This window comes from Pseudomonas sp. JAI115 (genome assembly GCF_014200835.1).
Lineage (GTDB): Bacteria > Pseudomonadota > Gammaproteobacteria > Pseudomonadales > Pseudomonadaceae > Aquipseudomonas > Aquipseudomonas putida_A.
The window spans coordinates 306955-332964 of record NZ_JACHCY010000004.1 but is presented as its reverse complement, the minus strand read 5'-3'; the positions used below and the strand labels follow the sequence as shown (position 1 = coordinate 332964).

Here is a 26010-nt window from a genome sequence, read left to right as displayed (position 1 = left end):
GACTCCTGCCGTAGGCTGTGTTCCCGCGCCGTGCTACGTCGACCAGGCATAGGCTTAGACGGCCTCGTTGGACTCGTCCTCGAACGCAGCGAAGACCGGGTCTTCGTGGACGATTTCCTGCTCGGCGATGAACTCGTAGCTCATCAGGCCTTCTGCGATTTCACGCAGGGCGACAACGGTCGGCTTGTCGTTTTCCCACTGGACCAGTGGCTCTTTGCCGCCGGTGGCCAGTTGACGGGCACGCTTGGTAGAGAGCATGACCAGCTCAAAGCGGTTTTCCACGTGTTCTAGGCAGTCTTCAACGGTTACGCGGGCCATGGTATTCCTCGGAGCGAATGCAATATGCGCGCTGCCCGGTTGGGCGAGCGGACTGAGCAGTTTAAAAAATCACCAGCGATTAGGGAAGCGCTGATTTTTTGACCAGACCCTTCAACGCGCTGCAAGCACCAATGTAAAGCGCTTGCAGCGGTTTTGGGAAGTGCTGATTAACCCAGTAGTTCGGCCAGTAATTTGCCGAAACGTACCTGCTGGCGTTTCTGTTGCAGCTGATTGGCGCGGAAAATCGCCTTCAGATCGTCCAGTGCATGGGCGAAATCGTCGTTGATGATCAGGTAGTCGTACTCGACGTAGTGGCTCATCTCACTCACCGCTTCGCGCATCCGGCCGTCGATGATCTCGTCGCTGTCCTGACCGCGGTTAGTCAGGCGCTGGTGCAAGGCCTGCAATGACGGCGGCAGAATGAAGATCGAGCGTGCCTGCGGCATCAGCTTGCGCACTTGCTCGGCGCCTTGCCAGTCGATTTCCAGAATCAGGTCGTGACCTTCGTCCAGCGTCTGCTGTAGGCGGCTTTGCGAGGTGCCGTAGAAGTTGCCGAAGACTTCGGCGCGTTCGAGGAAATCGCCGTGCTCGCCCATCTTCACGAACTCTTCGCGAGTCACGAAGTGATAGTTCACGCCGTCCACTTCACCCGGACGCATGGCGCGGGTGGTGTGGGAGATCGAGACGCGGATCTCCGGATTTGCATCGGTCAAAGCCTTGACCAGGCTGCTTTTGCCTGCGCCCGATGGCGCGGAAATGATGTACAGGGTGCCGGTGCTGTGGGTCATGTCTGTTGCCTTACTCAATATTCTGCACTTGTTCGCGCATCTGCTCGATCAACACCTTGAGGTTGACGGCGGCCTGGGTGCTGCGCGGATCGAAGGCCTTGGAGCCCAGTGTGTTGGCTTCGCGGTTGAGCTCCTGCATCAGGAAGTCCAGGCGCCGACCGGCGGCACCGCCGGACTTGAGCACCCGGCGCACTTCAATGATGTGGGTGCTCAGGCGATCCAGTTCCTCGGCCACATCGCTCTTTTGCGCGAGCATGACCATTTCCTGTTCCAGGCGCTGCGGGTCCAGTTCGGCTTTCATGTCGGTGAAGCGATCGAGGACTTTCTGACGTTGGGTGGCGAGCATCTGCGGCACCAGCTCACGCAAGGTCACGACGTCCTCTTCAATGGAAGTCAGGCGCTCGTTGATCAGGCGTGCTAACTCCGCGCCTTCGCGCTCGCGGCCGGCCTTGAGTTCCTTGAGACCTTGATTGAACAGCGCCAACGCATCGGCGTTCAGCGCCTGTGGATCAGTCGCGTCGGCCACCAGCACGCCGGGCCAGGCCAGCACTTCCAGCGGGTTGAGTGCTGCCGGGTTCTTGATCAGGCCGGCAACGGTTTCGGCGGCGGCGACCAGTTGCGCGGCGCGCTCGCGGTCGACTTGCAACGGCTTGCCGGTGCTTTCTTCAGTGAAACGCAGGGTGCATTCCAGTTTGCCCCGCGACAGGCCCTGACGCAGGGCTTCACGCACGGCGCCCTCGAGGTCGCGGAACGACTCCGGCAGGCGCAGGTGCGGTTCCAGATAGCGGCTGTTGACCGAGCGCAGCTCCCAGCTCAGGGTGCCCTGGACGCCGGCTTTCTCGACGCGGGCGAAGGCGGTCATGCTGTGCACCATGGCGGTGACCTCGCAATGCAGATCGGCGCAGAAGGGATGTTCCGCAGGCTCGATATCAATGAATTTAAGCCGACTGGCAGCAAAGGCGCAGGATTGTAGCGCAGTGCGGCGGATGCGCCCAAACACACGGTGTGACAAAGGGCTGCAGGCCGTCGGTTATGCGCGTTTCAGGGCCCTGGGTCGACGGTCGGAATTTTTAACCCGTGCCCAGGCGCGGTGCAGCGCTCTATAATGCTCGGCAGTTTTCCGTCCCCAGTACAGGTATTCCCTATGAAACGTCCAAGTGGTCGCGCTGCCGATCAGCTTCGCTCGATCCGCATTACCCGCAACTACACCAAACACGCCGAGGGATCCGTACTGGTCGAATTCGGTGATACCAAGGTCATCTGCACCGTCAGCGTCGAAAACGGCGTGCCGCGTTTCCTCAAAGGCCAGGGCCAGGGCTGGTTGACCGCCGAGTACGGCATGCTGCCGCGCGCCACTGGCGAGCGTAACCAGCGTGAAGCGAGCCGTGGCAAGCAGGGCGGCCGCACCCTGGAAATCCAGCGCCTGATCGGCCGTTCGCTACGCGCTGCGCTGGACATGTCCAAGCTGGGCGATGTGACCCTGTACGTCGACTGCGACGTGATCCAGGCTGATGGCGGCACCCGCACCGCCTCCATCACTGGCGCCATGGTGGCCCTGGTTGATGCACTGAAAGTGATCAAGAAGCGCGGCGGCCTGAAAGGCGGCGACCCGCTCAAGCAAATGATCGGCGCGGTGTCGGTCGGCATGTATCAGGGCGAGCCAGTGCTGGATCTGGACTATCTTGAAGATTCCGCCGCCGAGACCGACCTCAACGTGGTGATGACCAGCACCGGTGGCTTCATCGAAGTCCAGGGCACCGCCGAAGGCGCGCCGTTCCAGCCTGAAGAGCTGAACGCCATGCTGGAGCTGGCGAAGAAAGGCATGAACGAAATCTTCGAACTGCAAAAGGCTGCACTGGCCGACTGAGCAGGTTCGTAACCCGCAAGGAGGACGTGATGAGTGATGAGCAAGAGTTGCTGCCCAAGCCGAGCCAGGAGGTTCGCCAATGGGCGATGTTTTGTCACTTGTCCGCCTTGCTGGGGATCTGGATTCCGTTCGGCAACCTGATCGGACCGCTGATCCTGTGGCAGATGAAGCGCGAAACCGACCCGTTCATCGACGCTCAGGGCAAAGAGGCACTGAATTTCCAGATCACCGTGGCGATTGCTGCCGCGATCTGTCTGCTGCTGATGGTGTTGATCATCGGCTTCTTCTTGCTGGGCCTGCTGGCCATCGGTGCATTGGTGCTGACGATCATTGCCGGGGTGAAGGCCAATGACGGGTTCCCGTATCGCTATCCGTTCACCTGGCGCCTGATCAAATAATAGCCAGCGACGATTTCCCTTGTGGGAGCGGGCTTGCTCGCGAAGACGGTGTATCCGTCAACGAATAGGTGGCTGACACGACGCCTTCGCGAGCAAGACCGGTCGCACATTTGAAAAGCAGTTACCCACAAAAAAGCCGACAGTAATGTCGGCTTTTTTGCATTCACGAATCGACGCTTATATGGTCAGCGTCCAGTCGTAGTCGACGATCAGCGGCGCGTGCTGCGAAAACCGTGGCTGACGTGGCAGGCGTGCGCTGCGTACGAAACGGCGCAAGCCTGGGGTCAGCAGCTGGTAGTCGAAGCGCCAGCCCAGATTCAGCATCTCGGCCTGTTCGTTGTCCGGCCACCAGCTGTATTGGTCGCCTTCGCGGCTGACTTCGCGCAGGGCATCGACGTAGCCCATGTTGCCGACAATCTCGTCCATCCAGGCGCGTTCTGGCGCCAGGAAGCCCGGGGATTGCTGGCTGTCGCGCCAGTTCTTGATGTCGAGCTTCTGCTGCGCAACGTACAGCGAGCCACAATAAATGTACTCGCGACGTTTACGCCGCTGTTTGTCCAGGTACTTGCCGAAGTCGTCCATGAGCTTGAACTTCTGGTTCAAGTCCTCATCGCCGTTCATCCCCGAAGGAAGCAGCAAGGTGGCAATACTGACTTTGTCGAAATCTGCTTGCAGGTAGCGCCCGTAGCGGTCGGCCGTCTCGAAACCGAGACCGCTGATGACAGCCTTCGGTTGCAACCGCGAATACAAAGCCACGCCACCTTGGGCAGGGACTTCAGCATCGCAGGCATAAAGGAAGTAGCCATCCAGTTGGAAGGCTGGGTCATCCAGTTCAAAGGCGGAGGCACGGGTGTCCTGCAGGCAGATGACGTCGGCATTCTGTGCTTGCAGCCAACTGAGCAAACCACGCTCGACTGCAGCCTGAATACCATTGACGTTCACACTGATGATCCGCATAAATGGCCCCAAAAATCGCGTGCGTGTATGATACACGGCGTCAAGCTAATTAGCTAAATCCGTGGTATTTGGGGTTTTTTTCATGCAAGCGTATCAGCGCGATTTCATTCGTTTTGCCATCGATCGCGGCGTTTTGCGCTTCGGTGAGTTCACCCTGAAGTCCGGGCGCACCAGTCCTTACTTCTTCAATGCCGGCCTGTTCAACTCGGGTTCGGCCCTGGCGCAGCTGGGGCGTTTCTACGCGGCAGCCATCGCCGAAAGCGGCATTCCTTTCGACGTATTGTTTGGCCCGGCCTACAAAGGCATCCCGCTGGCAGCCACCACCGCTGTCGCGCTGGCCGAGCATCACGACCGCGACCTGCCATGGTGCTTCAACCGCAAGGAAGCCAAGGCCCACGGCGAAGGCGGCAGCCTGGTCGGCGCGCCGCTGACCGGTGACGTGCTGATCATCGACGACGTGATCACTGCCGGCACTGCGATCCGCGAAGTGATGCAGATCATCGCTTCCCAAGAGGGCGCCAAGGCGGCCGGGGTGCTGATCGCCCTGAACCGTCAGGAGCGTGGCAACGGTGAATTGTCGGCGATCCAGGAAGTCGAGCGTGACTTCGGTATTCCGGTGATCAGCATCGTTTCGCTGAACCAGGTGCTGGAATTCCTCGCCGACGACCCGCAGCTCAAGCAGCATTTGCCAGCCGTGGAAGCGTATCGCGCCCAGTTCGGCGTCTGACGCGCTGCCCTTGTAGGAACTGCCGAAGGCTGCGATCTTTTGATCTTGTTTTTTGAAAGCAAAACATCAAAAGATCGCAGCCTGCGGCAGCTCCTACAGGGATTGCAGGCAAAAAAAGACCCCGTTCAGCCAGGCTGAACGGGGTCTTTTTGTTTACGTCATTGCTTACGGACGCTTGCGATTGCTGATCAGCGTGCCCACACCGGTGTCGGTGAAGATTTCCAGCAGGATCGCGTTCGGTACGCGGCCGTCGATGATCAGCGAGCTGCCAACACCGCCCTGAACCGCTTCCAGTGCGCAGCGGATCTTCGGCAGCATGCCGCCGTAGATGGTGCCGTCGGCGATCAGGTCGTCGACCTGCTGGGTGCTCAGGCCGGTCAACACGGTGCCGGACTTGTCCATCAGGCCGGCGATGTTGGTCAGCAGCATCAGCTTCTCGGCTTTCAGCGCTTCGGCGACTTTACCGGCCACCAGGTCGGCGTTGATGTTGTACGACTCGCCGTTCTCACCCACGCCGATCGGCGCGATCACCGGGATGAAGTTGCCTTTGACCAGCAGGTTCAGCAACTCGGTGTTGATTCCGACCACTTCACCGACCTGACCGATGTCGATGATTTCCGGCTGGGTCATCTCCGGGGTCTGGCGGGTGACGGTCAGTTTCTTCGCCCGAATCAGCCCGGCGTCTTTACCGGTCAGGCCGATGGCGCTGCCGCCGTGACGGTTGATCAGGTTGACGATGCTTTTGTTGACCTGACCGCCGAGGACCATTTCCACCACGTCCATGGTCGCGGCGTCGGTGACGCGCATGCCATCGACGAAGTGGCTTTCGATCGACAGGCGCTTGAGCAGATCACCGATCTGCGGGCCGCCGCCGTGAACCACCACCGGGTTGATGCCTACGGCTTTCATCAAGACGATGTCGCGGGCGAAGCCGGTTTTCAGCTCCTCGCTTTCCATCGCGTTGCCGCCGTATTTGATCACCAGGGTCTTGCCGACATAACGTCGGATGTAAGGCAACGCTTCGGACAGGACCTGGGCGGTGTGGGCGGCGGCTTCGCGTTCGAGGGTCATTCAGGGCTCCGGGTGAATCAGAACGGTAGTTGGAGATCAGGTGCAACGCGTTTCAGTTGGGCGTGGAACACGTCCTTGATGCGCTGCAATTCAGCCTCGTCATCGGCCTCGAAGCGCAGCACCAGCACCGGAGTGGTGTTGGAGGCGCGTACCAGGCCCCAGCCTTTGGCGTAATCGACTCGCACGCCGTCGATGGTGGTCAGGTCGGCGCCTGCGCCCCACTGTGCGTCGTGCAATGCATCAATGATGCTGAATTTGCTCTCTTCGGTCACATGGATATTGATTTCCGGCGTAGAAATATCGTTCGGGAAGGTCGCAAACAGCTCTTCGGCGGTGGATTTTTCCTTGCTGAGGATCTCCAGCAGCCGTGCGGCGCTGTAGATGCCGTCGTCGAAACCGAACCAGCGCTCCTTGAAGAAGATGTGGCCGCTCATCTCACCGGCCAATAGAGCACCGGATTGTTTCATTTTCTTTTTGATCAACGAGTGACCGGTCTTCCACATTAGCGGGCGACCGCCGTATTCCTTGATCAGCGGCACCAGGCGGCGGGTGCATTTGACGTCGAAGATGATTTCCGCGTCCGGATTGCGCGCCACCACGTCGCGGGCGAACAGCATCAGCAGGCGATCCGGGTAGACGATGCTGCCGGTGTTGGTCACCACGCCGACACGGTCGCCGTCACCGTCGAAGGCCAGGCCGAGGTCGGCGTTGGTTTCCTTGACCTTGGCGATCAGGTCGACGAGGTTCTCGGGCTTACCCGGATCCGGGTGGTGGTTGGGGAAGTTGCCGTCGACTTCGCAGAACAGCGGGATGACTTCGCAGTTCAGCGCTTCGATCAGTTGCGGGGCAATCACGCCGGCCGCGCCGTTGCCGCAGTCGACCACGACTTTCAGACGTCGGGCCAGTTTGACGTCCTGGACGATTTCGGTGGTGTAGCGGTCGAGGATTTCGACCTGGGTCACGCTGCCCTGACCGCTGGTCAGGTCATTGGTCTTGATGCGCTCGTGCAGCACCTGGATCTGCTCGTTGGCGAGGGTGTCGCCGGCGATCACGATCTTGAAGCCGTTGTAGTTCGACGGGTTATGGCTGCCGGTGAGCATCACCCCAGACTTGCCGGCCAATACGTTCGCCGCGTAATACAGCGCAGGCGTCGGGACCAGGCCGACGTCGCTGACGTGGCAGCCGCTCTCGGCGATACCGCGGATCAGTTCTGCAACCAGCTCCGGGCCGGACAGGCGACCGTCGCGACCGACGGAAACATTCGGTTCACCTTGGGCCAGGCTCTGCGAGCCGATGGCGCGGCCGATCCAGTAGGCGGTTTCGGCATTGAGGAATTCCGGCACAGTGCCGCGAATGTCATAGGCGCGGAAGATGCTGTCAGGAAGCTTCGGGGCGATCTTGGCGGGGGTGCTCATCTGCACAAATGCTCCATCTCGAAAGTGGCGGGACACACCGACGATTCACTCGGCGGCAGGCTCAAACTGAAGGGTATGACGGCGTTTTCCACAGAGAGTTCGTGGTGTGAAAGGGCCATGACGCCTCGGCTGGCGTGGCTTGTGGCCGGCAAAACCTTGATTTTCGGTGCTAAAACCTGCTGCCGAAAAAGCACAAATTTTGTGGTGAGGGGATTTATCCCCGATTGCTGCGCAGCAGATCCAAAAGCCTTGGGGCCGCTTCGCGGCCCATCGGGATAAATCCCCTCGCCACAATAATATTTCAGGGTTATTTAGTGCCGGTATGGCCAAATCCGCCCGCGCCGCGTTCGGTTTCGACGAACTCTTCAACCATTTCGAAATGCGCCTGCACCACCGGCACCAACACCAGCTGCGCCAGACGCTCGCCGACGGTCATGGTGAAGTCGTTCTGGCCACGGTTCCAGCAGGACACCATCAAAGGGCCCTGATAATCCGAGTCGATCAGGCCGACGAGGTTGCCGAGCACGATGCCGTGCTTATGGCCCATGCCCGAGCGCGGCAGGATCAGTGCGGCGAGGTTCGGGTCGCCGATGTACACCGACAGACCGGTAGGGATCAGCACGGTTTCACCCGGCTTGATCACGATGTCCTGTTCCAGCATGGCGCGCAGGTCGAGACCGGCGGAGCCTGGGGTGGCGTATTGCGGCAGCGGGAATTCGGTACCGATGCGTGGGTCGAGGATCTTGGCTTGCAAAGCGTGCATGTAAATTAAACCTGGTTCAGACGTTCGGCGATAAAAGTGACCAATTGGCGAGCGATCTTGCTCTTGCTGGTCTGGGCGAAAACAGTGGCATGAAGCTCACGGTCGATCACGCTGCAGGCGTTTTCTTCGCTGTTGAAACCGATGCTCGGGTTGGCCACGTCGTTGGCGACGATCAAATCGAGATTCTTGTCTTTCAGCTTGCGTGCAGCGTAGTCGAGCAGGTGTTCGGTCTCGGCGGCGAAGCCGACACTGAACGGACGGTCGGGACGGGTCGCGATGGTGGCCAAGATGTCCGGGTTACGCACCATTTGCAGGACGAAGCCGTCGCCGCTTGTAGGGTCTTTCTTGAGTTTTTGCGGGGCAACGACTTCCGGACGGTAGTCCGCCACCGCTGCCGAGGCGATGAACACATCACACGGGATGGCCGATTCGCACGCTGCAAGCATGTCGCGGGCACTGACCACATCGATGCGCGTGACGCGATCCGGCGTCGGCAGGTGCACCGGGCCGCTGATCAGGGTCACGCGGGCGCCGGCTTCCACCGCGGCTTCGGCCAGAGCGAAGCCCATTTTTCCGGAGCTGTGGTTGGTGATGTAGCGCACCGGGTCGATGTTTTCCTGAGTCGGGCCGGCGGTGATCACCACGTGCTTGCCGGTCAGCGCCTGACGCTGGAAGCAGTCCGCCGCGCACTGCGCCAGATCGGTGGCTTCCATCATCCGGCCCATGCCGACGTCGCCGCAGGCCTGGCTGCCAGAGGCCGGGCCGAAAGTCTTCAGGCCACGGCTTTCAAGGATTTTCAGGTTGGCTTGGGTTGCCGGATCGCGCCACATCGCCTGATTCATTGCTGGCGCGACGGCCACCACGGCGTCGGTGGCCAGCACCAGAGTTGTCAGCAGATCGTTGGCGATGCCTTGGGCCAGACGCGCAATCAGGTCGGCAGTGGCCGGGGCGATCAGCACCAGATCGGCCCATTTGGCCAGTTCGATGTGGCCCATGGCCGCTTCGGCGGCCGGGTCGAGCAAGTCGAGGTGAACCGGGTGCCCGGACAGGGCCTGCATGGTCAGCGGGGTGATGAACTCGGCGCCGCCATGGGTCATGACCACGCGCACTTCGGCGCCCTGGTCAATCAGGCGACGAACCAGATCGGCGCTCTTGTAGGCCGCAATGCCGCCGCCGACGCCCAGAACGATGCGTTTCCGATACAGCCGCTGCATAGGTCTGCCTTTACATTTCGTGGGTGACATACGTGGCGAAACCCCCTCCCCAGGGTGAATTCGCCCGCAAAAAAGATGGGCTACGATATCACAGCGACCGCTACGGAACAGCGGTGCCCACAGACAAGGAAGGTGTATGAGTATTCGCGATTGGCCGGCGGCGGAGCGGCCGCGGGAGAAGCTGCTTGAACAGGGCTCGGGAAGTCTTTCGGACGCCGAGTTGCTGGCGATTTTTCTTCGAACCGGGGTCACGGGAAAAAGCGCGGTGGATCTGGCGCGACACCTGTTGACGCAATTCGGCAGCCTGCGCGCGTTGCTGGAGGCCGATCTTGCGGCGTTCAGCGGACAGTTGGGATTGGGGCCTGCGAAATTCGCGCAGTTGCAGGCGGTGCTGGAAATGGGGCGGCGACATCTGGCCGAGTGCATGCGTAAAAAGCCAGCACTGGAGAATCCGCAGGCAGTTCGGGACTATCTGAAATCCATGCTGCGCCATGAGCCCCACGAGGTGTTCGGCTGCCTGTTTCTCGACTCCAAGCATCAAGTACTGACGTTCGAGGCACTGTTTCGCGGCTCGATCGATAACACCAGCGTGCATCCTCGGGAAGTGGTGAAACGCTCATTGGCCAACAACGCGGCGGCGGTGATTCTGCGTCATTATGGTGTCAAACAAAAAGTTGCATATGCCTGAAACTACCGTACCAGGGCCCGTGTTTGATTTTCTGATAGGCTAGGACGTTGCACTTGGAATGTTGCAGACCCTCCTCAGTTACCGCTGCACTTGAGGCAATTAGCTTCTGAGGGCATCTGCGCTCCACCAGCGAATAACGGTCTCAGGGGCTGGAGCGATAGCTTTAAGTAACCTGCCGACTTCTATAAGAGCATGACCACCTATGCCGACCACATCATTGGCAAGGCGTCTACTTCCCGAAGATCGTCGCCGGGTCTATCTGAAACTCGCTGTGACCGATGACTCGTTCATGGTCGTTTTAGAAGCAATGACCTGAAATGTCCGATCTGTGGGCGCGCGGTGCTGGTCACAGACACCCGCGACCTGGCGTACACCAACAATAACAAATCGACCGTTATCCCGGCCGTGCACGGCGATTTCTGCCCTGCTTGTGGGGAATCGATTCTTGCCCGCACTCTGGCTTGGCTCTCATGCCCGCGGTTTGCTTTTTTCGGCGGCACCGCACAGATCGCAGTGGCGTGAGCAAGGCGCACCGTTACGAGCCCGATATCAGCCCAACTACCGCGATCTGGCCGAGCACTACGGTGTCGCCGTTTTGCCCGCTCGCTCACGAAAACCCAAGGACAAAGCCAAGATCGAAGTCGACGTACAAGTGGTCGAGCGCTGGATACTGGCGGTGCTGCGCAACCGCCAGTTTTTCTCCTTGAGCGAACTCAACATGGCCATCGGTGTGCTGCTGGATCGGCTCAACCAAAAGCCCTTCAAAAAACTGCCCGGCTCACGCCGCTCAGCCTTCGAAACCCTTGACCAACCGACGCTGCAAGCGCTGCCGGAGCATCCATACGTCTATGCCGAATGGAAAAAGGTACGGGTCCACATCGACTATCATGTGCAGGTCGATGGAGTGCAGGTTTTCATGAAAGACATGTGAATTATCATGAATAGCAAAAAAATCATGGTAAAACATAGTGCGTTTTAATTTATTAAAAATCTTAAAATTCAATGCGTTATCGATTTTTTACATAGCGTTGTTAGCTTAGCGATACTATTGATGTCTGGTGCAAAAAAACCTGGCCAGAAGCCAGGTGAGGGGTAACAAGCGGTTTTAAATCAAATACAAAAAAGGTCGTTGACCGCGTTCACCGCTTTATTACTGGAATCCAGAATCATTGTGCTCAGTTCAAACACGGAACAATGCAACGGCTCCATTGCCCGTACAGATGCGGTTCTGTTCCTCCTGGTTGGCAATCGCTGGCAGCCCCAGGGAAAGGCGCTGGCGTCCTTGCTGGGTAAGACCGTTGAACATGTCGCAGACCTTCATGACGTCTTCCCAGACAAACTGTTCGTGCGTATTCATAGAGCTGTTTTCCTGTCCTGGTGTTAACGACGCTTTCCTCCATGAAAGCGTTGGGCAGACCTGCCGTGGCTCAGTATTCAACGACCGACAGCGCAGGCAGGGCGATTTTTGTATCGATTTTATACGGGGGAGTGGCTTTTAAAGCGGCGTTTCGCTCAGCGGCTGTGGAGCAACTCCTCCAGATCCTTGCCGGTGATGGTGATTTGGGACGGCGATAACCTGACGTAACCGCCCGTGGCGGCATTGACTAACAGGCCGGAGAAACTCAGCACAGCCGCTTCGGTGGAGATCGACTGGATGGTGACTTCCACCGAGGTAGGGAATTTTGTCGACTGGGTGAACAGGTCGCCATTCCAGCGCGTAATCAATTCGACTTCGGGGTGGCTGTAGCTGAGGCTGCGCACGCGGTAGCCGGGGTGGATATTGGCGCGCAGCAGCGTGAGGTCGAACAGATGATTGCGGCTGGAACCGACCCGAATCGAGACGGACGGCTCACCGAGGCTGTTGACGCCAGAGAGAACGCGATTGACCTGTTTGATGCTGACCAGAGGTTGGGCAGCCTGACCCTGCGGCGAGGGTGAAGCCTGTGGTGGGCTGGCTGGGGGCTCAAGGTCGCTGCAACCGGTGAGCAAGCTGGCCAGGCCTAGCAGGCAAAGACATGTCGGAAAACGATCCATGTTAGGTACTCTGAGAGAGAAGTGACATCACCCGTCCCTGGGTGATCAGGCGCGCAGTTTGCCAAAAGCTGCGGGCTATACAATGCTGGCATTTTGCCGGTGTTGTGAACGTTCACGAGGCCCATCCCAAACAGCCCGGCGTGTGTCTGGGCTTAAAGAAAACGCCTTGTTGTCACACCAAGGTGTGGGCAGCGAGCCGATCAGATGCGTTCAGTCAGGGCGGCCAGGTCGTCGCCGCGAATCTTCACCACGGCCGGCGGCAGATCAATAAGGGCACCGGTCTCCGCATGCACCAGCCGGGCTGCCAGTTCCAGTGCGGCCTCCTTGTCGGTCAGAGAGGTGATCGCCAGGCGAGCATCGCGCGGGTAGCCCCGGGACTGGTAATAAAAACGGCCATTCCAGTTGGCCTCGATTGCCGGTCTGCGCTCAGAACCCTGCTGCCCATCGGTGGTAAAACCTTCCCGGACATCGGTTCGGTCGAGGGTCAAGGAAAAATAGTTCTGTGGTGTCTGCTCGGTATACAGAAAAACCGAGACGCTGTAGAAGTTGACCGAGCCGACACTGACGGTCGCCACCTCACGGGACAGGACGCGCACGTCGTCTCCCACGGGCGATAGGGCGGTGCGTTCGGCCAGGGGCACGCAGGCGGTCAGCCAGACAAACCAGGGGCTGCAGACCAACACGCGTAGAGCCGCTTTCAAAAGGCATACTCCTTCCATGGGGTGTGCGTCGGGGCACGGATCCGGCAAGGTATTTACCATCTGCCGTGTCGGCGTGGGTAAGGGAATGGTCACAAGATGTTCCAGACCTTGGCGCGCCGGCGCGAAACAGCGGCTAAGGTGAATGTGCAATGAACCGGGCGGCACGCAAGGGGCTCTAGAGGGTAGGAGGCGTGCGCCGCCCCTGAGGGGCAAAAGATGTGCCGGCGTATAAAGCGGACCGCTGAGGGATCGTAAGGGCGCTGCTGTCGCACGGCAGTGACTGGCGTCGTGACCCAGCGATAGATAACCTTATCCCATCCAAGAACCAGGAAGTGATCCATGACCCAGTGCTCCAACCGAGAGATCTTGGCTGCTGTCCACGAGCGAATTAAGCAGATGGACTGTGTTCGTACCCGTGCCGGGGCCCAATATGAATTTGGCTATATGAATGTCTGGATCGGCGCCCTGTCCTGGGCGCACCTGATTGATGGGAAGGGGTGTGAGAATCTGCGTGCGCAGATGGATCAAGCCTATGCCCGAACCCTCACACGGCTCAATGAGCTAGGTGCCCCCGGATTTCAGGCGGCCCTGATCCAGGCGCAGGGCAGCCAACCGAGCGCCTGAGCAGGCGCTGTTCCCCACCCGTACCGGCGCTGCAGGTTTAGCTAGATACCGTCGCCTGCGGCGCGCTCGAGGACGTTGCGCTGCTGCGAAAACCCGTCTCCGGCTCGCGGTTGCCAATGCGCTCCATCCCGAGCAACAAGCGGCGATCCAGCAGCCCCAACGCGCGCTCCACCGCCCCCACTTTGGAGGGGTGGGTGAAGTCCACCAGGCGTGTGGCCACCACGCGGGTGCAATGAAGGCGACGGGCCAGTTCGGCCCGGCTGATGCCTTCATCGCACACGGCATTCCACAGCATCAGCTTGGCCACCACAATGATGGGCAGTTGCAAGACCATGGCGGCGTCGGGGAGGGCAGAGGCCCGGGGAATCCTGCGCCTTTGCTGGCGTACCGATCCAGCGCGGCAATCAGCCCCTCGCGGGCAATGGTCAGCGCCTGCGCCTGAGTGGGAGCCACAAGATCCATTTCGGCAATGTCCGGACAGGACAGGCGAACCCCGTCAGCTTCGCCCTGCAGGGTTATCGGGTAGTGATACCTGGCGTCATCCTTAAATGTTGAATAGACCATTGCTCGCGCTTTCGTTCGGCGCATTGAGGGCGGGTTGGCCGGCCGGCACGCGATGACTCTTGTCGTTCACAGGGCGCTGCCACAGCACAGGGATCACCTGACGCTAACGGCTTCTGTGCCCGCTCGTCCGCTCATCGAGCGTGGTCGCAAAAACGTGCCGATAACCCTAGCAAACGAGCGAACCGGGTTATTCGAAAACTCTTACCGGGTATTTCAACCTGCTTGTTTCACGACATTGGGGTCAGCAGTCCCCCCCCCCCGGGGTGTTCTCACGGATTGTAGGAGGGGAGCAATCGCTGCGAGCGTGGCCGCCGACATGGACGAGTAAATAAGAGTTGGATTTTTGACGCTGATAGCCACGGTTTACCCGTGTGATTACTGATCTCAAAGATCTGCTGAGAGAAATTCACACCGCCCTCACTGGCAAAGGCCTGCAATCGGGCATTTAATCAGCGTGTGGAGACCGCGTCAGGGAGGATGAACCCATCCGTGAGAACGCCGCCATGCAGACCGAACCCGATCTGGTGGCGGACGATGTATTGAATACCTGTCAGACCCTAAATGTGTTTGGTGAGCATGCGTCGCGTAGCCTGATCGAAGGCCATTCGCTGCCGCTGTCCGAGCGTGACAGGGCGCAGTTGCAAGAGGCTTTCAACTTGATGCGTCATGCCCTGGATCGAGTGCAGCCGCTGGTGGCCAGACCGTTCAAGGAAATGCACAACTGGACGCTGCACGACAAGGATTACCCCTTCTTGTGATCTGCTTCGCAGGCGCGCCCAGGTAGGCGCGCCTTGCAGGTGACGGAGTTGCTCTTTTTTCCCCCTTCTGCGCTTTCTCGGTCTTGCCAGAGAACCGGCCGGCGTCTCGGCTCAACGCTCGCGCACACGTGCAGGGCCCGGTGGGTAGGGCCTGGCGAAATCTTTAGTCGATAGAGAATGGCAGGGTGAGGTACGTCGCGGGGGCTTTGGAGGCCGCGTAGGGGAAACCGTGAAGGTCGCAACTCGAAGGCGACTAGGCTGCGCTAGGCGCCGAATGATTCGAGTGAACCGAGACTGCGGGACCCAAGTGTTCGGCAGTCCGGTGCGTCTAGTTAGTCAGCCAGCCTTCGACGGTGACCGATCCATGCTCGCTCTTCCATTGTTTTAGGACGCGGTGATTGCCGCCTTTGGTCTTCAAGACCTCCCCGGTATGGGGATTGTGATAAACCTTGAGTTTGCGCTGGCTGCGGCCATCGACCACGGGGAACGCCCGCACCCCTCGCTGCCGTGCCTGCGGATCGAGGATCTGCGCCACTTCGCGAAAGCTAAAGCTGTACTCGCTCAGCAGATCCTGCAGCCGCGCTTCAAATTCAAGCTCCTTTTTCAGGCGCGCATCACTTTTGAGAAAATTGAGCGCCTCTTGTTGTCGGGCCAAGTGTTTTTCAAGCTCACGGTATTCTACAAGTTTTGACATGGAAAACTCCGTTTGTTTTGATGCTGTATTAATAATACTACCCCAAACAGTGCATGCTTGGCACTACAGGCTGAAACACTACGATGAGGGGCGACATCTATTGTGCGGCTATATTTTTTCGAATGTACAGAGAGGAGCGCCTTTATCAGCCAGGCACAAGTTTAAAGATAGACCATAAGAAAATACAGGATATTTTTAAGCGCGCCTGGGGCCCCAGGTGTTTTTCAGTATTTAATGGGTCGTGGTCGTGGTCGTGGACTGATGAGGCTTTTATGGGCGTTTCAGCGGGGAGCGAATGCTTGGCCCTGAGATGCAGTGGCGGTTCACATTCTTTACACATATACATCAAGGCAATTCAATATTTTGACATGGACATCGTTTTGTCCGCTGACGTTACAGTTTTTCCGACGGTGCGCTGCGATTCTACCTTGCCAGGGCTCTGGGGCAGGCTGGCTGCTTGACGCGGCTGTCTAACTTCAGAGCGGCGGCGCGCCGTCCTACGGTTGACAGGGTTGTTTGCAGGGATGGCCTCATTATCCCGGACAGTCTGCCTGAAATACCTCAGGTGACATTCGCCTACGCAGGCCAGATACATGTATATTGAAGTGACCCCTAGGTGCGGCCTCCTTGAGGCTGGGATGTTCGCCCTTATCCAATAACCACGCGATGTGATCAGCATGACCCGATACATCGCCTGTTCAAACCATGGTGGGTTTGTCAATTTGTCGTCGGTTATACACGACTCATTGTACTCAATCTCTGCATTTTAAATCGCTCCATTCGATAGGCAGTTGCTCTTTGTTGTGCTGTTTCAATAGTGTAACAACTTCGAATTTGCGCCAGTTCAACTCGGTCCATTGAGCATTTTTGCGCGCTAGTTTTTGAGGCGTGGTGTAATCGAAGCGCATGGGCTGTGCGAAATTTTGTCGTTTATTGCTCATCATTCGTTAAGCCGCGTCAGGGGAGGTTAAGCGGCCAGCCCGGCCCTCAATTTTTTTCCGTATCCTGGGCCAGGCTGTACAGGATTTTTACCCGCAAACGGCTAAACAATGAGGGGAATTCTGCGTGCGGGGTGTTCGCAGGGTGGCGGATCGGGGGTAGGGTGTGGGGACACCAAAAGTGGTTGGCCCACGCGTTCATGTAGGGAGTGAGTGTCGATGCTCCAGTTCCTGTCGACGCTTCTGAACGGCGGTGTCAAATCCTTGATGCAGCACGCCGAGACTGTCGGGGGGCAGCGCCTGGGTGGTTTCCAGGCCCAAAACGAAGCCTTGGGCGCGATCCATGGCGCGTTGGGTCTCGGCGTGTGTCCGGGCGGCGCGGATCAGTTGCAACAGCTGGCCAACCTGGATATAGACCGCCCGTGGCAAGTCCGGGGTCGCCATGGGCATGTGTGTGGTGGGTTCAATCATGTGTGGGGCTCCGGGTTGCTGTTATCGTTGCTGAACGTCAACCAGCCGCCATCGAGCTCCCGTTGGTCTCGCAGAGTCAGACCGGCGAGCGTGCGGCCATCGGGCAACAGGAGGCTGATATAACGTACGGGTGTGGGGCCCAGCAGCGGATGGCTGAGCTCCAGGCGCAGCACCTGTGGCGTCGCCGTGTCGGCCAGGGCGGTGCCACAGGGACCGTCCGCGAGAATAATATGGGCCTTGGCGTAATGGGCGCGGGGCATCGTGTGCTCCTGTTTGTTGCATGAATCCCTGAAAGGGGAGGGTTACCCAGTCTAGAGGGGAGCGGGTCGTACCGACAATCGTTTGTCTGCACATATGCGTCGGCGGCTGGCAACGGGGCCTGACGCCGCGCTCGGGTCTGCTCAGGCGCAGCTAGCTGGAACGAATTGCAAAAACTATTTGACTCTCCAGGCGGGTCTGATCGCGTGATTCAAAATGGCGGCGGCCCAGCGCAGGGGGCAGTTCGATCTGCAGCGACAGCACACTGGATACGCAATCAAGAATGGCTGGCTTTTTTAATGACGTCATTTCGTTGGGGAAAAGGTGGGCGCTTTAACGGGCGACTGGATAACCGCAGTAGCAAGCTATCCCCCCTGTAACGCAGTGGCGTTGTTTTTTCGCGCCCTCAGGGCATTACGCAAAGAGCCATTTGTTTAGGGTTGAGGGCTAATCTTTTTCAGGCTTTTTGACAGCGTGTTCAGTGTTGTGACGTCAAAACATGGCTCGGCCTTCGATGAGACTCAAGAAGCGGCTCGTGTGAGCCGTGAGGCGGCGATTTTTAACAAGTTTTCACGGCGTTCCCTGTTGAGGTCGAAGTTGTTCGCGAGCAGAGTAGCGACAATGGGAGGGGGGTTGAATGTCGGTGCTACACCTTCGCAAAATAAACACGCCATAAAAGATGACGCCCCTGCCGCGTTGGCCGAGTATTCGTGTTACCCGGCCTTACCCCTTATCCACGCAAGCCTGTGGAGTTATCTGTGAACATTCGTCTAATCCTTGCAGGGGGGGCCTGCCTCGTGGCGTTGGGGGTGAGCGCCCAGAACAGCCCGGCACCCTCGATCCTGTTGCATTCGGTGCAAAAAGACCAAGGATCGGTGTGGACAGGCACGGTCAGTTACTATTTCAAATCCTTTGATGCCGTATTGGTGAATACGGGCAAGGAGGATATCGATCTTAGTACCCTGTGTTTTAAGGCGTATGACGCCAAAGGGCAGGCCTATGCCGTCGATGCCATGGATGAAGCGCTGGCTCAGGGCACGCTCAAGGCCAGCGCGTCGGTCAAAGGTTTTTATCAGTTCTCCGGCCAGGACGATGGGGTTTATGGTGCCTCCTTGGTCAAGGCGCAGCCCTGTCCTCGTTAAGGCCCGGGTGGTGCCGCGCTGGCCGCCGAGCCCGGCGCGAATCTCCTGTGAGCGCCGATGATCCATCCACCTCACGCCCCGTGCGTTTTGTGAGTGAAATGAGTGACACCCTGAATCCGCTCGGCCTGGCTTCGCCGCCGTCTGCCGATGTCTTTTGTTCCCCGCTACCGGTGCTGTCGGTGTTCGATTTTGACGGTACCCTGACGCGTCACGACAGTTTCATTCCGTTTTTGTGGTTTGCCTGCGGCACGCCACGTTTTTGCCTGAACATGCTCAAGCTGGCCGGGCCTAGCCTGGGTTTTGTCTGTGGTCGGTTGAGCCGTGATCAGCTCAAGGCGCAACTGGTGTCCACCTTTCTGACCGGTGTTTCGGTGCAGTGGGTGCGCGAGCAAGCGAGCGCATTCTGTCAGGCACGCTGGCCCCGCTTGATGCGCCCGGCCGGTGTGCGGCGGTGGCCGCCGAGCTGCAGTCCGGGGCCCGGGTTACCCTGTGCTCGGCATCGCCCAGCCTGGTTCTGCAAGCGTTCGCCGATCGACTGGGGGTCGAGTTGATTGGTACGCAACTGGAAAGCGTTGACGGTATACTGACCGGCCGTTTGCTGGGAGGGAATTGCCGGGCTGCCAACAAGGTGCGGCGCCTTGAACAGGTGTATGGCCCACTGCATCAGTTTCGTTTGCGCGCCTGGGGGGATTCAGCAGGGGATGAGGCTTTGCTGGCTCAGGCGCAAGAGCCGTACTGGCGCCATTTCCATTCGCGCTGGGTCTGAGGTCTCTGCTATCGGTGTTCAGCAACCGTTGAGCCTTTCGAGGAAGTCATTGCGCAGGGGACGCTGGTTGGCCAGGTATTGCTCCAGTCCCTGCGCCCGCCGATGGCAGGCAGTGCACTGTCCGCAGCCACTGCCCAGCAGACCGTTGACGCAGGTCAGCGTCTGGTAGCGCACCAGGTTCAACTGTTTATAGGCATCGGCCATTGCCCAGGTATGCGCCTTGCTCAACCCCCTCAGCGGGGTCTGGATCGTGAGCGGATACGCCATCCCCAAGGCCAGGGTCTGGCTCATGGCGTCGACCAAGGGGTCACGCTCCTGCGCCTGGCCTGAAAAGTCGGTTTCACCCACGCCGGTAATGACGGTGCGTGCCTGCACCTGATAGGCGTAAAGCGCCGCCAGGGTCAGAAACAGCAGGTGGCGTCCCGCCTGCGTACTGGGTAGCGCGCCAGGTAGAGCGCCGATAGCGACTGCGGGGAGGGAGAGAGGCATGCGAGGGCTAAGGGCCAGTTCGTTGAGCACGGTGATGTCCAGCACTTTATGGGCGGTCACGCGCAGGGTGGTGGCCAGGTGGCGGGCGACGTCGATCTCTTCTCGGTTGCGCTGGCCGTAATCGAACGTCAGGCAATGCACCTCATCGTAGCGTTTGAGGGCCTGGATCAGGCAGGTCGTCGAGCCTTGACCCCCGCTGAAGACGACGACAGCTTTCTGTTTCATGGTGCCTTTTTCCTGATGAGTGAAGTGGCGGCCTGCTGCAATCCTCAAGGCGGCGTCGCCGTCTAACGCCTGACGTTTATCGTGTGCCTGAGGGTTTGCCCAAATACTTTGAGGTGGCTAACGGCGGCGCCTCATACGCAGGCGTACGGGTGCTGAGGCGCACACCATTGAATGCGGTTCATCGCGCTCTGATCCTGCTGCTGCAGCGCCTGATCCAGTTGGCTTTTGAGGTGTTCGGCCTGCGCTCGGGCCTGCTGCTGGAAATGCAGCAGATCCTGGTGAACCTGGTGTAGTTGTTCGGCGCTGTGCTTGGTCAGGGTGCGGGCACCAATGCGGTTGCGGCAGGCGACCAGGCCCGACAGGCCACTTTGTACCAGTCTGTTCAAGGTGACCTGATCGGTCAGAGCACTGTCGTAGCGGTGCACTTTGCCCAGGGCGATGGACGTGAAGCCGCTCAGCAGGTACGCCGTGTAACCTTCCTCGATGAGCGCCCGTTTGAGTACTTTGAGTTTGATCAATCGCCTCGACAGGGAGTCGACCCAGCGGTCTCTGTGCCACTCCTGATCCGGCCCTGGCCGCTGGGTGGTGGAGCCCGCGGGAATGGCACCGGCGCCGGTCAAGGTCAGCGGCTTGCCGGTGGCCGTGGCGTAGACAGCCATACCATGAAAATAATCTACCAACTGCCAGCACTGGCTATCCAGCAGGCGGCCGTCAGGGGAGGAATCTTCGAGGGCGGCGGCGTGGTAATGCAGTCGTGCGGCAGCGGCACCCCGGCCGGCGGCGCCTCGGGCAGCTGCAGCGGCCCGACATAAAGGCCCTGTCCATTGATCTGGTAAACGGTCTTGCTCATGTAAACCTCAGTACGGGATGCTCGCGCCGGTGAGGGTGCACGCAGGGGTTGCGCTCGGGCGGACGCCTTAACCGGATGACCTCGGCCACGGCCCAATGGTTGCATTCGCCTGTCCCGCTTATGTACCGATAAAGGTGTCCCGGGAGCGCCAATAGGGCGCTGACGCCTTCCTCGCCTCGTGTCCCGCGCGCTGAAATGATTTGTCACAGCTGCTGATTCCCTCACCCGCGTTGTAGCCGTATGCTGGGTGGGCAATGCAAAGGGAATCGCGCTTCACTCTAGGGGAGCGCGGCAGAATAACCGCCTACCTTAGGCGGTTTTTTTGTGCCCGCGTTTTGGACGATTCGGCCGGCGCCGCGGTCTGTTTCTGTCTGCGACCTTGAACACTTGAACACTTGAACACTTGAACACTTGAACACTTGAACACTTGAACGCGGTGCGCCGATCGCGTCAGGGCTGCTGCGAATCCTCTTCTGTGGCACTCGGCGGTGGGGTGGCCAGGACCGCGTGGCGCCTGAGCATCATCAGCATGGCCGCCCCCAAAATGATCGTGGACACCGGCAAGGCCAAAAACACCCCCGGCACGCCCAGCCACGGGGCCAGTACCAGCAGCGCCGGCACCTGAACCAGCATGTTTGCCAGCGTGATGGCGACGGCCTTTTTGTTTTCGTTGATGGCCTGGAAATAGGCCCCAGCCAACACCAGCAGGCCATCGATAAACAAGGCAAACAGATGCAGCTGCAGCGCCTGTACGGTGGCCTGGGTCAGCAGCGTATCGTCAGGGCTGACGAAGACGCGTGTCCAGGCATACGGCAGCGCAAAGATCAGGGCCACAAAGATCAGGCCGGTGCCGGCGATCCAGCGCAGCGTCAGGTTGAGGGTCTGGCGGATCGAGGCCGTGAGTCCGGCGCCGTGGAAATAGCTCACCATCGGTTGCATGCCGGTGGCCAGGCCTTCGGCCAGCAGGTAGTAGAGGGTCATGACATAACCGGTGACCGCATACGCGGCCACGTGCACGGTGTCGCCATAGTGCATGAGCGCCGCGTTGTGCAGCACCACGGCAAAGCTGGCATACAGGTACATCAGCAAGCTGGAAAAACCGCTGCCCAGAATGGCTTGGCAGACGGCCAGCTGCGGCAGTGTCCACAGCCCGTGGCCGTGCAGTCGCAACGGGTTGCGGCGTGAGCACAAAAAAAACAGACCGATGATTACCGAGACCGATTCGCCTGTGACTGTGGCCCAGGCTGCGCCTTCCAGACCCCAGCCCAGCACCACGATAAACATATAATCGAGCAGCACGTTGAGCAGGGCGCCGATGAGCATCATGCCGGTTGCCAGCATTGGGGCGCCCAGGTTTCTCACCAGAATGGGCAGCGCCAGGCTGGCCATGATCAATGGAGAGCACCAGCCAAATACGCGTAGGTAGTCACTGCCGTGGCTGAGCACCTGCGCCTCGACGCCCTGCATTCGCAGAAGCTGATCACCCCAAACCAGGATCAGGACGCCGACGGCCAAGCCGGTCAGCACAAACAACCATAGCCCCTGCGTGATCAGTTGCCGGGCCTTGTTCGGATGCGCCTGACCTTGGGCGATCGAACAATGGATGCCGGTGCCCATGCCCATCATCAGACCCACTCCAGCGATCAAGCCCACCCAGGGCCATGCCGTGTTGATGGCCGCCAGGCCATCTGCGCCGATGAAATGGCCAATGAAGATGCCGTCCACCATCTGATAGAAGCCGCTGACGAGCATGGCAAACACGGTGGGCCAGGCGTACCGCCGGTAAGTGGCAGGCACATGGTGCGGGCTGATGGTCAGGATTGCTTCGGACATGGTCGCAGTCTTTGAAAAAACACTGAGCGTGAGAAAGAAACAGGGCTGGACAGTGGCCGCCAGGCCACTACGCAGTGAGCGCGCCAGGGGCGGCTGTCAAGCTTACCCGAGCGGGCGGCTCGCACCATCGAGCTTGCAGCACTGTACTGTAAGAAAGGATTTCCAGAAGCGGGCACCGCCGGCCTTTTGCGTGTGACCCATCTTCCCTGCGTTGTGGTCGCACCGTCAGACCACGTCGTACAGACGCGGATGCGGCCTGGAGAAATACGCCCGAACCAGCTCCTGAACCGGCAGGTCGCGGGCGTAGAGCCAGCCCTGGGCCTTCTGGGCTCCGAGGGCACTGACGCGCTCGGCTTGGTTTTGCGTCTCGATGCCCTCGACCACCACATCGATGTCCAGCTTGCGCGCCATGTCCAGGACATGGGACAGGATGATGTTGGCCGAAGAGCTTTCGGTGCGGGTAAAGGACTTGTCGATCTTGAGCACGTCCACGGGCAACTGATCCAGGTAGGCCAAGTTGGAGTAACCGGTACCAAAGTCGTCCAGCACAATCAGGTGGCCATGGGCACGCAGACGATTCAACTGGATGGCGGCCAGTTCGCTGTCGAGCGCCACGCGCTCGGTGACTTCAAAGGCAAAAAGCGAGGCGGGTAGTCGGTGCTCGGCCAGCAGCTGTTTGACGAAGTCGGGAAAGGTGGCATCCATCACGTCGTCGGCCGACAGGTTGATGGTCACGTAGAAGTCCTCGCAGGCCCACAGGCTCTGCGAGTATTCCTCCACCACCTGCTGGCAGACCCAGCGGGTGACATTGGACATTAGCCCGGCGCGTTCAAGCATCGAGACGATGGCCTCGGGTTTGAATTCACTGCCCTTGCCGGGCCAGCGCAGCAGCGCTTCGGCACCGATCCACATACCCGTGTGCATGTCCACGATGGGTTGGTAATGCACCGCCAGCTCCTTGCGGTGCAGGGCTTTGAGAAAGTCGGAAGCGGAAAAGAGGTACCTGTTATACACGGCGATAACAATTTGCTGAAGCCACAGAAGCGGCAAGGTGGAAAGGACGCGATGAGACAAGTGCGGCGCGAGAGTCGGTTTCATGGTGGATTCTGCTTGGGCGTGGGGAGCTGTGTGCGCCGTCAGAGGCGTGCGGTGGGCTGCGCCAGGCCCCAGAGAAGAGGACATCACGATCCGCGACGGTTGCGACGTTTGTACCTTGGGGGAGCTCGCGGTGATGTTGGCCAATGTATCGTCGAACCAGATCGATGACCCCGTAGCCGATGGCGGCGGCGTGCCAGAAGAGCGCAGCAAGCGCCGTAAGGAAAGAATGGCAAGGCATCGGCCAACCAGCCTGGGCGGGACGGGTGTCTTACGTGTCATGGCATGTCCCCTACAATCGTGCCGCTTACCAGTGCATCGTCTACGCGAGCAAGGGCAAGAAACTTATATTTTCAAATTATCCCTACCAGAGGCCTGCCAAAGAAAAACAGGGGGATCCCGCACCTCATGCCGATTATAGGAGCGGGCAAAATACCGTTAACGCAATCAGTGTGAATTGGGAGGAATTCATCGGGGGTGAGATACGGTGGTGGGGCACCAGAATCCTAGAGGGCCAACCGAGGGATAAATAGTGGGGCTGTACGCCGTGCTGGCCGTGGAGGGTGTTGTTGGCAGGTTTGGTGGGAATACCGCCTCGCCAAGTGTCAAAGGCCGTTCAAGAATGAGCGGCCACCACGGCATCTATTTACGCAGAGTGCGCAGGCGGGCCTTGGGAAAACGGGGTTTGAAGTGAGGTGAGTTGAGCAGTTCCGAGCGCACGATGCACACCTGCTGCGGCGCTTCAAGGCCCAGTTTGACAAGACCGCAGCGAACCGCCAGGACGTGTATCTGGGTGGTGTGCAGGGTGACGGATTCACCTATCAGAATATCCATTTCAATCATTGAGTCGGGTCCATTCGTTTTTGTGGAAGTGACCCGATCGTTGCATACCCTGCTAAGCAATCCTAATCAAAAACCGTGAAACACTCTCATCTTCACGTCGCCGCGGGGAAGCAAAAACAAACCTGCATCACAGCAGGATGTACATCCTCATTCCGGCCCAAAACAGCGTACCGAGCTGAGTTCTTTGAGGTAGAAGCACAAGCTCCCGCCCTTGTTGTCCAGTTTGTACAGGGTCAGTTCCGACATGGCGGTGGAGAAAAAGGTCTGGTTGAAAGAAATGTCCCGGTCGATCGACAGCAAATTGCGCTGATTGGCTTCGTCCTTGTCGATGATGAAACGCCCACTGCCGGCCAAGCCGTTCAGCAGCTTCAAGGTGTACTTCTGGTTCTCCTCATTAATCTGCTCGAACTGATGCACTTGCCGGCCGTGCGATTGCAGGCGCTGATTGGCAGAAAAGACGTTGCCGGTACTGGAGATGATTTCTCCGGACGCAAAGTAGATGCCCTGAAAGACCGGCTTTTGCGAAAGCGTGTAGTACAGAACATGCAGCGCGAGCAACAGCGCGATGGCGCCTATCAGCACGGTCTTCAAGCTAAGGTGGATCGCTTTCATTGCAGGCACCCCTTCAGTTGGGCATCGGAAATCGCACCCAGCTGTTTTTTGTGGATCGTCAGAAATCGCACGCTGGTTCCCCGGTCAATGCAGGTGACTTCATAAAAGCTGTGCATGCGGTTGAGGATCACAGTTTCGGGCTGGGTCGCCAGGCGAGCCAGGCGCAGGCGTAAATCCTGCAAATCGTTTTTTATCTGAATGAGTTCCTGGTCGCTTTCGGAGGTATAAAAGGTGGTCAGGTTGTCCGTGTGCTCCTTGAGCACGGAAAGGCCCGTCTGTTGCACCAGCAGCCAGTCAAAACGCCACAGCAGCGTCACCAGCAGCGCCGTCATCAGCGTGGCCAATAGAAAGTTGATCGAAAAACTCGAAGGAGCTGTACTGGCAGGCTCCAGGTGAACGGGCGGGGCCGCGGGGGGCGGCAGCGGTGCACTGGTCGGCGGCACGTCATGGGCATCGACAAAATAGCTGTGATCCGGCTCGTTGTTGAGGAAGCTCGAATTGAATCGGTAACCGCGTCTGGGGAACGTCTGGATGATGAGCCGGTGTTCGTCATCGTGAAACAACTCACGGATGTTGGAAATGGCCTGGTTGAGACTGTTCTGTCCCACCACGCGACGCGGCCAGGCGAATGAAAAAATCTCTTCGCGGCTCACGATCACATCGGCCTTGAGAATCAGCAATTCCAGAATCCGGCTTGAGGTGTAGCTGAGCTCAAAAAGCTTGCTGCTCACACCGTCGTGAATAACGATCTGGTGCTTGGCGGGCGTGAATTTGGCGTGCTGCTGCCCCTCCAAAAAAGTGATGAAATAGTCGGTTGATTTGTCGTCTATGGACAGGGCCGTGTGATCGTCTGTGGTTAACATTTGCATGTGCCTCTATACACGTAGTTTGCTACTCAGCCGTTTCC

The 26010-nt window shown here is 59.0% G+C and carries 28 protein-coding genes and 5 pseudogenes; 10 read left to right on the top strand and 23 right to left on the bottom strand.

Annotation, left to right across the window (positions count from 1 at the left end; genetic code table 11):
* Positions 1-54: 54 nt before the first annotated feature.
* From rpoZ to HDC30_RS12330, 3 genes are all read right to left on the bottom strand, one after another.
* The gene (gene rpoZ, locus HDC30_RS12340) at positions 55-318 is read right to left on the bottom strand and encodes a DNA-directed RNA polymerase subunit omega (protein WP_003229503.1); all 264 of its coding nucleotides are present in this window, start codon (positions 316-318) and stop codon (positions 55-57) included.
* 167 nt (positions 319-485) lie between these two features.
* On the bottom strand, positions 486-1106 hold the full coding sequence (gene gmk / locus HDC30_RS12335; protein ID WP_003229498.1) for a guanylate kinase: 621 nt from the start codon (positions 1104-1106) through the stop codon (positions 486-488).
* Positions 1107-1116: 10 nt separating this feature from the next.
* Complete coding sequence (locus tag HDC30_RS12330; RefSeq protein ID WP_047596795.1) at positions 1117-1980, bottom strand: YicC/YloC family endoribonuclease; 864 nt, start codon at positions 1978-1980, stop codon at positions 1117-1119.
* 270 nt (positions 1981-2250) lie between these two features.
* Here HDC30_RS12330 and rph point away from each other — a divergent pair, with 270 nt between their 5' ends.
* On the top strand, positions 2251-2973 hold the full coding sequence (gene rph / locus HDC30_RS12325; protein ID WP_003229494.1) for a ribonuclease PH: 723 nt from the start codon (positions 2251-2253) through the stop codon (positions 2971-2973).
* Between the two features lie 29 nt (positions 2974-3002).
* Complete coding sequence (locus tag HDC30_RS12320) at positions 3003-3371, top strand: DUF4870 domain-containing protein (RefSeq protein ID WP_025112709.1); 369 nt, start codon at positions 3003-3005, stop codon at positions 3369-3371.
* A 177-nt stretch (positions 3372-3548) separates the two neighbouring features.
* Here the strand turns inward: HDC30_RS12320 and HDC30_RS12315 are convergent, their stop codons facing one another.
* Positions 3549-4328 carry an exodeoxyribonuclease III gene (locus HDC30_RS12315; protein WP_003229491.1) on the bottom strand — a complete coding sequence of 260 codons (780 nt, stop codon included), beginning with the start codon at positions 4326-4328 and terminating at the stop codon, positions 3549-3551.
* An 82-nt stretch (positions 4329-4410) separates the two neighbouring features.
* Here HDC30_RS12315 and pyrE point away from each other — a divergent pair, with 82 nt between their 5' ends.
* Positions 4411-5055, top strand: a complete 645-nt coding sequence (gene pyrE, locus HDC30_RS12310) for an orotate phosphoribosyltransferase (RefSeq protein ID WP_090287521.1) — start codon at positions 4411-4413, stop codon at positions 5053-5055.
* 165 nt (positions 5056-5220) lie between these two features.
* Here the strand turns inward: pyrE and argB are convergent, their stop codons facing one another.
* The 4 genes and pseudogenes from argB to coaBC form a co-directional block, all read right to left on the bottom strand.
* A complete protein-coding gene (argB, locus tag HDC30_RS12305; RefSeq protein ID WP_003229488.1) occupies positions 5221-6126 on the bottom strand; it encodes an acetylglutamate kinase in 906 nt (301 codons plus the stop codon).
* A 17-nt stretch (positions 6127-6143) separates the two neighbouring features.
* Positions 6144-7520: pseudogene (locus HDC30_RS12300) on the bottom strand (phosphomannomutase/phosphoglucomutase); the annotation flags it as partial.
* A gap of 328 nt (positions 7521-7848) precedes the next feature.
* Positions 7849-8304, bottom strand: a complete 456-nt coding sequence (dut, locus tag HDC30_RS12295) for a dUTP diphosphatase (RefSeq protein ID WP_047596787.1) — start codon at positions 8302-8304, stop codon at positions 7849-7851.
* A 5-nt stretch (positions 8305-8309) separates the two neighbouring features.
* Complete coding sequence (gene coaBC / locus HDC30_RS12290) at positions 8310-9518, bottom strand: bifunctional phosphopantothenoylcysteine decarboxylase/phosphopantothenate--cysteine ligase CoaBC (RefSeq protein ID WP_103369705.1); 1209 nt, start codon at positions 9516-9518, stop codon at positions 8310-8312.
* Positions 9519-9654: 136 nt separating this feature from the next.
* Between coaBC and radC the strand changes: the two are divergent.
* The 3 pseudogenes from radC to HDC30_RS12275 form a co-directional block, all read left to right on the top strand.
* A pseudogene (radC, locus tag HDC30_RS12285) lies at positions 9655-10173 on the top strand (RadC family protein); the annotation flags it as partial.
* 372 nt (positions 10174-10545) lie between these two features.
* Positions 10546-10599, top strand: a pseudogene (locus tag HDC30_RS29345) (hypothetical protein); the annotation flags it as partial.
* Positions 10600-10663: 64 nt separating this feature from the next.
* Positions 10664-11110 (top strand): annotated as a pseudogene (locus HDC30_RS12275) (IS21 family transposase); the annotation flags it as partial.
* 276 nt (positions 11111-11386) lie between these two features.
* Here HDC30_RS12275 and HDC30_RS12270 read toward each other — a convergent pair.
* From HDC30_RS12270 to HDC30_RS12260, 3 genes are all read right to left on the bottom strand, one after another.
* The gene (locus tag HDC30_RS12270; protein WP_183783249.1) at positions 11387-11563 is read right to left on the bottom strand and encodes a hypothetical protein; all 177 of its coding nucleotides are present in this window, start codon (positions 11561-11563) and stop codon (positions 11387-11389) included.
* Between the two features lie 155 nt (positions 11564-11718).
* Positions 11719-12240, bottom strand: a complete 522-nt coding sequence (locus tag HDC30_RS12265; RefSeq protein WP_183783247.1) for a hypothetical protein — start codon at positions 12238-12240, stop codon at positions 11719-11721.
* Positions 12241-12440: 200 nt separating this feature from the next.
* On the bottom strand, positions 12441-12941 hold the full coding sequence (locus HDC30_RS12260; protein WP_183783245.1) for a hypothetical protein: 501 nt from the start codon (positions 12939-12941) through the stop codon (positions 12441-12443).
* A gap of 339 nt (positions 12942-13280) precedes the next feature.
* On the opposite strand from HDC30_RS12260, the gene HDC30_RS12255 reads away from it, so the two are divergent.
* Entirely contained in the window at positions 13281-13565 is a 285-nt protein-coding gene (locus HDC30_RS12255; RefSeq protein ID WP_183783243.1) for a hypothetical protein, read from the top strand.
* A 37-nt stretch (positions 13566-13602) separates the two neighbouring features.
* On the opposite strand, the gene HDC30_RS12250 is transcribed toward HDC30_RS12255, so the two are convergent.
* Complete coding sequence (locus tag HDC30_RS12250) at positions 13603-13899, bottom strand: hypothetical protein (protein WP_183783241.1); 297 nt, start codon at positions 13897-13899, stop codon at positions 13603-13605.
* Between the two features lie 733 nt (positions 13900-14632).
* Between HDC30_RS12250 and HDC30_RS12245 the strand changes: the two genes are divergently transcribed.
* The gene (locus HDC30_RS12245) at positions 14633-14887 is read left to right on the top strand and encodes a hypothetical protein (protein WP_183783239.1); all 255 of its coding nucleotides are present in this window, start codon (positions 14633-14635) and stop codon (positions 14885-14887) included.
* A 328-nt stretch (positions 14888-15215) separates the two neighbouring features.
* On the opposite strand, the gene HDC30_RS12240 is transcribed toward HDC30_RS12245, so the two are convergent.
* The 3 genes from HDC30_RS12240 to HDC30_RS12230 all read right to left on the bottom strand — a co-directional run bounded on the left by HDC30_RS12240 (position 15216) and on the right by HDC30_RS12230 (position 17250).
* Entirely contained in the window at positions 15216-15581 is a 366-nt protein-coding gene (locus HDC30_RS12240; RefSeq protein WP_183783237.1) for a histone-like nucleoid-structuring protein, MvaT/MvaU family, read from the bottom strand.
* 1136 nt (positions 15582-16717) lie between these two features.
* Positions 16718-16990 carry a hypothetical protein gene (locus HDC30_RS12235; RefSeq protein WP_183783235.1) on the bottom strand — a complete coding sequence of 91 codons (273 nt, stop codon included), beginning with the start codon at positions 16988-16990 and terminating at the stop codon, positions 16718-16720.
* Positions 16987-17250: a hypothetical protein gene (locus HDC30_RS12230; RefSeq protein ID WP_183783233.1), complete on the bottom strand. Its 264-nt coding sequence runs from the start codon at positions 17248-17250 to the stop codon at positions 16987-16989. Before HDC30_RS12230 ends, HDC30_RS12235 begins: the two co-directional genes overlap by 4 nt.
* A gap of 756 nt (positions 17251-18006) precedes the next feature.
* Between HDC30_RS12230 and HDC30_RS12225 the strand changes: the two genes are divergently transcribed.
* A complete protein-coding gene (locus HDC30_RS12225) occupies positions 18007-18390 on the top strand; it encodes a DUF4354 family protein (protein ID WP_183783231.1) in 384 nt (127 codons plus the stop codon).
* A 125-nt stretch (positions 18391-18515) separates the two neighbouring features.
* A pseudogene (locus HDC30_RS12220) lies at positions 18516-19156 on the top strand (HAD family hydrolase).
* 18 nt (positions 19157-19174) lie between these two features.
* Here HDC30_RS12220 and queC read toward each other — a convergent pair.
* The 8 genes from queC to HDC30_RS12180 all read right to left on the bottom strand — a co-directional run bounded on the left by queC (position 19175) and on the right by HDC30_RS12180 (position 25972).
* Positions 19175-19870 (bottom strand): 7-cyano-7-deazaguanine synthase QueC, encoded by a 696-nt coding sequence (gene queC / locus HDC30_RS12215; RefSeq protein WP_183783229.1) that lies wholly within the window; start codon positions 19868-19870, stop codon positions 19175-19177.
* A gap of 131 nt (positions 19871-20001) precedes the next feature.
* Positions 20002-20529 carry a hypothetical protein gene (locus HDC30_RS12210; RefSeq protein WP_183783221.1) on the bottom strand — a complete coding sequence of 176 codons (528 nt, stop codon included), beginning with the start codon at positions 20527-20529 and terminating at the stop codon, positions 20002-20004.
* Positions 20530-20543: 14 nt separating this feature from the next.
* A complete protein-coding gene (locus tag HDC30_RS12205; RefSeq protein WP_183783219.1) occupies positions 20544-20720 on the bottom strand; it encodes a hypothetical protein in 177 nt (58 codons plus the stop codon).
* Positions 20721-21170: 450 nt separating this feature from the next.
* The gene (locus HDC30_RS12200; RefSeq protein WP_183783217.1) at positions 21171-22553 is read right to left on the bottom strand and encodes an MATE family efflux transporter; all 1383 of its coding nucleotides are present in this window, start codon (positions 22551-22553) and stop codon (positions 21171-21173) included.
* A 225-nt stretch (positions 22554-22778) separates the two neighbouring features.
* Positions 22779-23651 (bottom strand): EAL domain-containing protein, encoded by an 873-nt coding sequence (locus tag HDC30_RS12195; protein WP_183783215.1) that lies wholly within the window; start codon positions 23649-23651, stop codon positions 22779-22781.
* Positions 23652-24290: 639 nt separating this feature from the next.
* Entirely contained in the window at positions 24291-24491 is a 201-nt protein-coding gene (locus HDC30_RS12190) for a carbon storage regulator (protein WP_183783213.1), read from the bottom strand.
* Positions 24492-24638: 147 nt separating this feature from the next.
* Positions 24639-25103 (bottom strand): hypothetical protein, encoded by a 465-nt coding sequence (locus HDC30_RS12185; RefSeq protein ID WP_183783211.1) that lies wholly within the window; start codon positions 25101-25103, stop codon positions 24639-24641.
* A complete protein-coding gene (locus HDC30_RS12180; protein ID WP_183783209.1) occupies positions 25100-25972 on the bottom strand; it encodes a winged helix-turn-helix domain-containing protein in 873 nt (290 codons plus the stop codon). Before HDC30_RS12180 ends, HDC30_RS12185 begins: the two co-directional genes overlap by 4 nt.
* Between the last annotated feature and the right edge of the window lie 38 nt (positions 25973-26010).

What these genes read in the sequence shown, in the direction of transcription:
- rpoZ (WP_003229503.1), bottom strand. Translation starts at nt 318, where the DNA reads ATGGCCCGCGTAACCGTTGAAGACTGCCTAGAACACGTGGAAAACCGC.
- gmk (WP_003229498.1), bottom strand. Translation starts at nt 1,106, where the DNA reads ATGACCCACAGCACCGGCACCCTGTACATCATTTCCGCGCCATCGGGC.
- HDC30_RS12330 (WP_047596795.1), bottom strand. Translation starts at nt 1,980, where the DNA reads ATGGTGCACAGCATGACCGCCTTCGCCCGCGTCGAGAAAGCCGGCGTC.
- rph (WP_003229494.1), top strand. Translation starts at nt 2,251, where the DNA reads ATGAAACGTCCAAGTGGTCGCGCTGCCGATCAGCTTCGCTCGATCCGC.
- HDC30_RS12320 (WP_025112709.1), top strand. Translation starts at nt 3,003, where the DNA reads ATGAGTGATGAGCAAGAGTTGCTGCCCAAGCCGAGCCAGGAGGTTCGC.
- HDC30_RS12315 (WP_003229491.1), bottom strand. Translation starts at nt 4,328, where the DNA reads ATGCGGATCATCAGTGTGAACGTCAATGGTATTCAGGCTGCAGTCGAG.
- pyrE (WP_090287521.1), top strand. Translation starts at nt 4,411, where the DNA reads ATGCAAGCGTATCAGCGCGATTTCATTCGTTTTGCCATCGATCGCGGC.
- argB (WP_003229488.1), bottom strand. Translation starts at nt 6,126, where the DNA reads ATGACCCTCGAACGCGAAGCCGCCGCCCACACCGCCCAGGTCCTGTCC.
- dut (WP_047596787.1), bottom strand. Translation starts at nt 8,304, where the DNA reads ATGCACGCTTTGCAAGCCAAGATCCTCGACCCACGCATCGGTACCGAA.
- coaBC (WP_103369705.1), bottom strand. Translation starts at nt 9,518, where the DNA reads ATGCAGCGGCTGTATCGGAAACGCATCGTTCTGGGCGTCGGCGGCGGC.
- HDC30_RS12270 (WP_183783249.1), bottom strand. Translation starts at nt 11,563, where the DNA reads ATGAATACGCACGAACAGTTTGTCTGGGAAGACGTCATGAAGGTCTGC.
- HDC30_RS12265 (WP_183783247.1), bottom strand. Translation starts at nt 12,240, where the DNA reads ATGGATCGTTTTCCGACATGTCTTTGCCTGCTAGGCCTGGCCAGCTTG.
- HDC30_RS12255 (WP_183783243.1), top strand. Translation starts at nt 13,281, where the DNA reads ATGACCCAGTGCTCCAACCGAGAGATCTTGGCTGCTGTCCACGAGCGA.
- HDC30_RS12250 (WP_183783241.1), bottom strand. Translation starts at nt 13,899, where the DNA reads ATGGTCTTGCAACTGCCCATCATTGTGGTGGCCAAGCTGATGCTGTGG.
- HDC30_RS12245 (WP_183783239.1), top strand. Translation starts at nt 14,633, where the DNA reads ATGCAGACCGAACCCGATCTGGTGGCGGACGATGTATTGAATACCTGT.
- HDC30_RS12240 (WP_183783237.1), bottom strand. Translation starts at nt 15,581, where the DNA reads ATGTCAAAACTTGTAGAATACCGTGAGCTTGAAAAACACTTGGCCCGA.
- HDC30_RS12235 (WP_183783235.1), bottom strand. Translation starts at nt 16,990, where the DNA reads ATGATTGAACCCACCACACACATGCCCATGGCGACCCCGGACTTGCCA.
- HDC30_RS12230 (WP_183783233.1), bottom strand. Translation starts at nt 17,250, where the DNA reads ATGCCCCGCGCCCATTACGCCAAGGCCCATATTATTCTCGCGGACGGT.
- queC (WP_183783229.1), bottom strand. Translation starts at nt 19,870, where the DNA reads ATGAAACAGAAAGCTGTCGTCGTCTTCAGCGGGGGTCAAGGCTCGACG.
- HDC30_RS12210 (WP_183783221.1), bottom strand. Translation starts at nt 20,529, where the DNA reads ATGGCTGTCTACGCCACGGCCACCGGCAAGCCGCTGACCTTGACCGGC.
- HDC30_RS12205 (WP_183783219.1), bottom strand. Translation starts at nt 20,720, where the DNA reads ATGAGCAAGACCGTTTACCAGATCAATGGACAGGGCCTTTATGTCGGG.
- HDC30_RS12200 (WP_183783217.1), bottom strand. Translation starts at nt 22,553, where the DNA reads ATGTCCGAAGCAATCCTGACCATCAGCCCGCACCATGTGCCTGCCACT.
- HDC30_RS12195 (WP_183783215.1), bottom strand. Translation starts at nt 23,651, where the DNA reads ATGAAACCGACTCTCGCGCCGCACTTGTCTCATCGCGTCCTTTCCACC.
- HDC30_RS12190 (WP_183783213.1), bottom strand. Translation starts at nt 24,491, where the DNA reads ATGATTGAAATGGATATTCTGATAGGTGAATCCGTCACCCTGCACACC.
- HDC30_RS12185 (WP_183783211.1), bottom strand. Translation starts at nt 25,103, where the DNA reads ATGAAAGCGATCCACCTTAGCTTGAAGACCGTGCTGATAGGCGCCATC.
- HDC30_RS12180 (WP_183783209.1), bottom strand. Translation starts at nt 25,972, where the DNA reads ATGCAAATGTTAACCACAGACGATCACACGGCCCTGTCCATAGACGAC.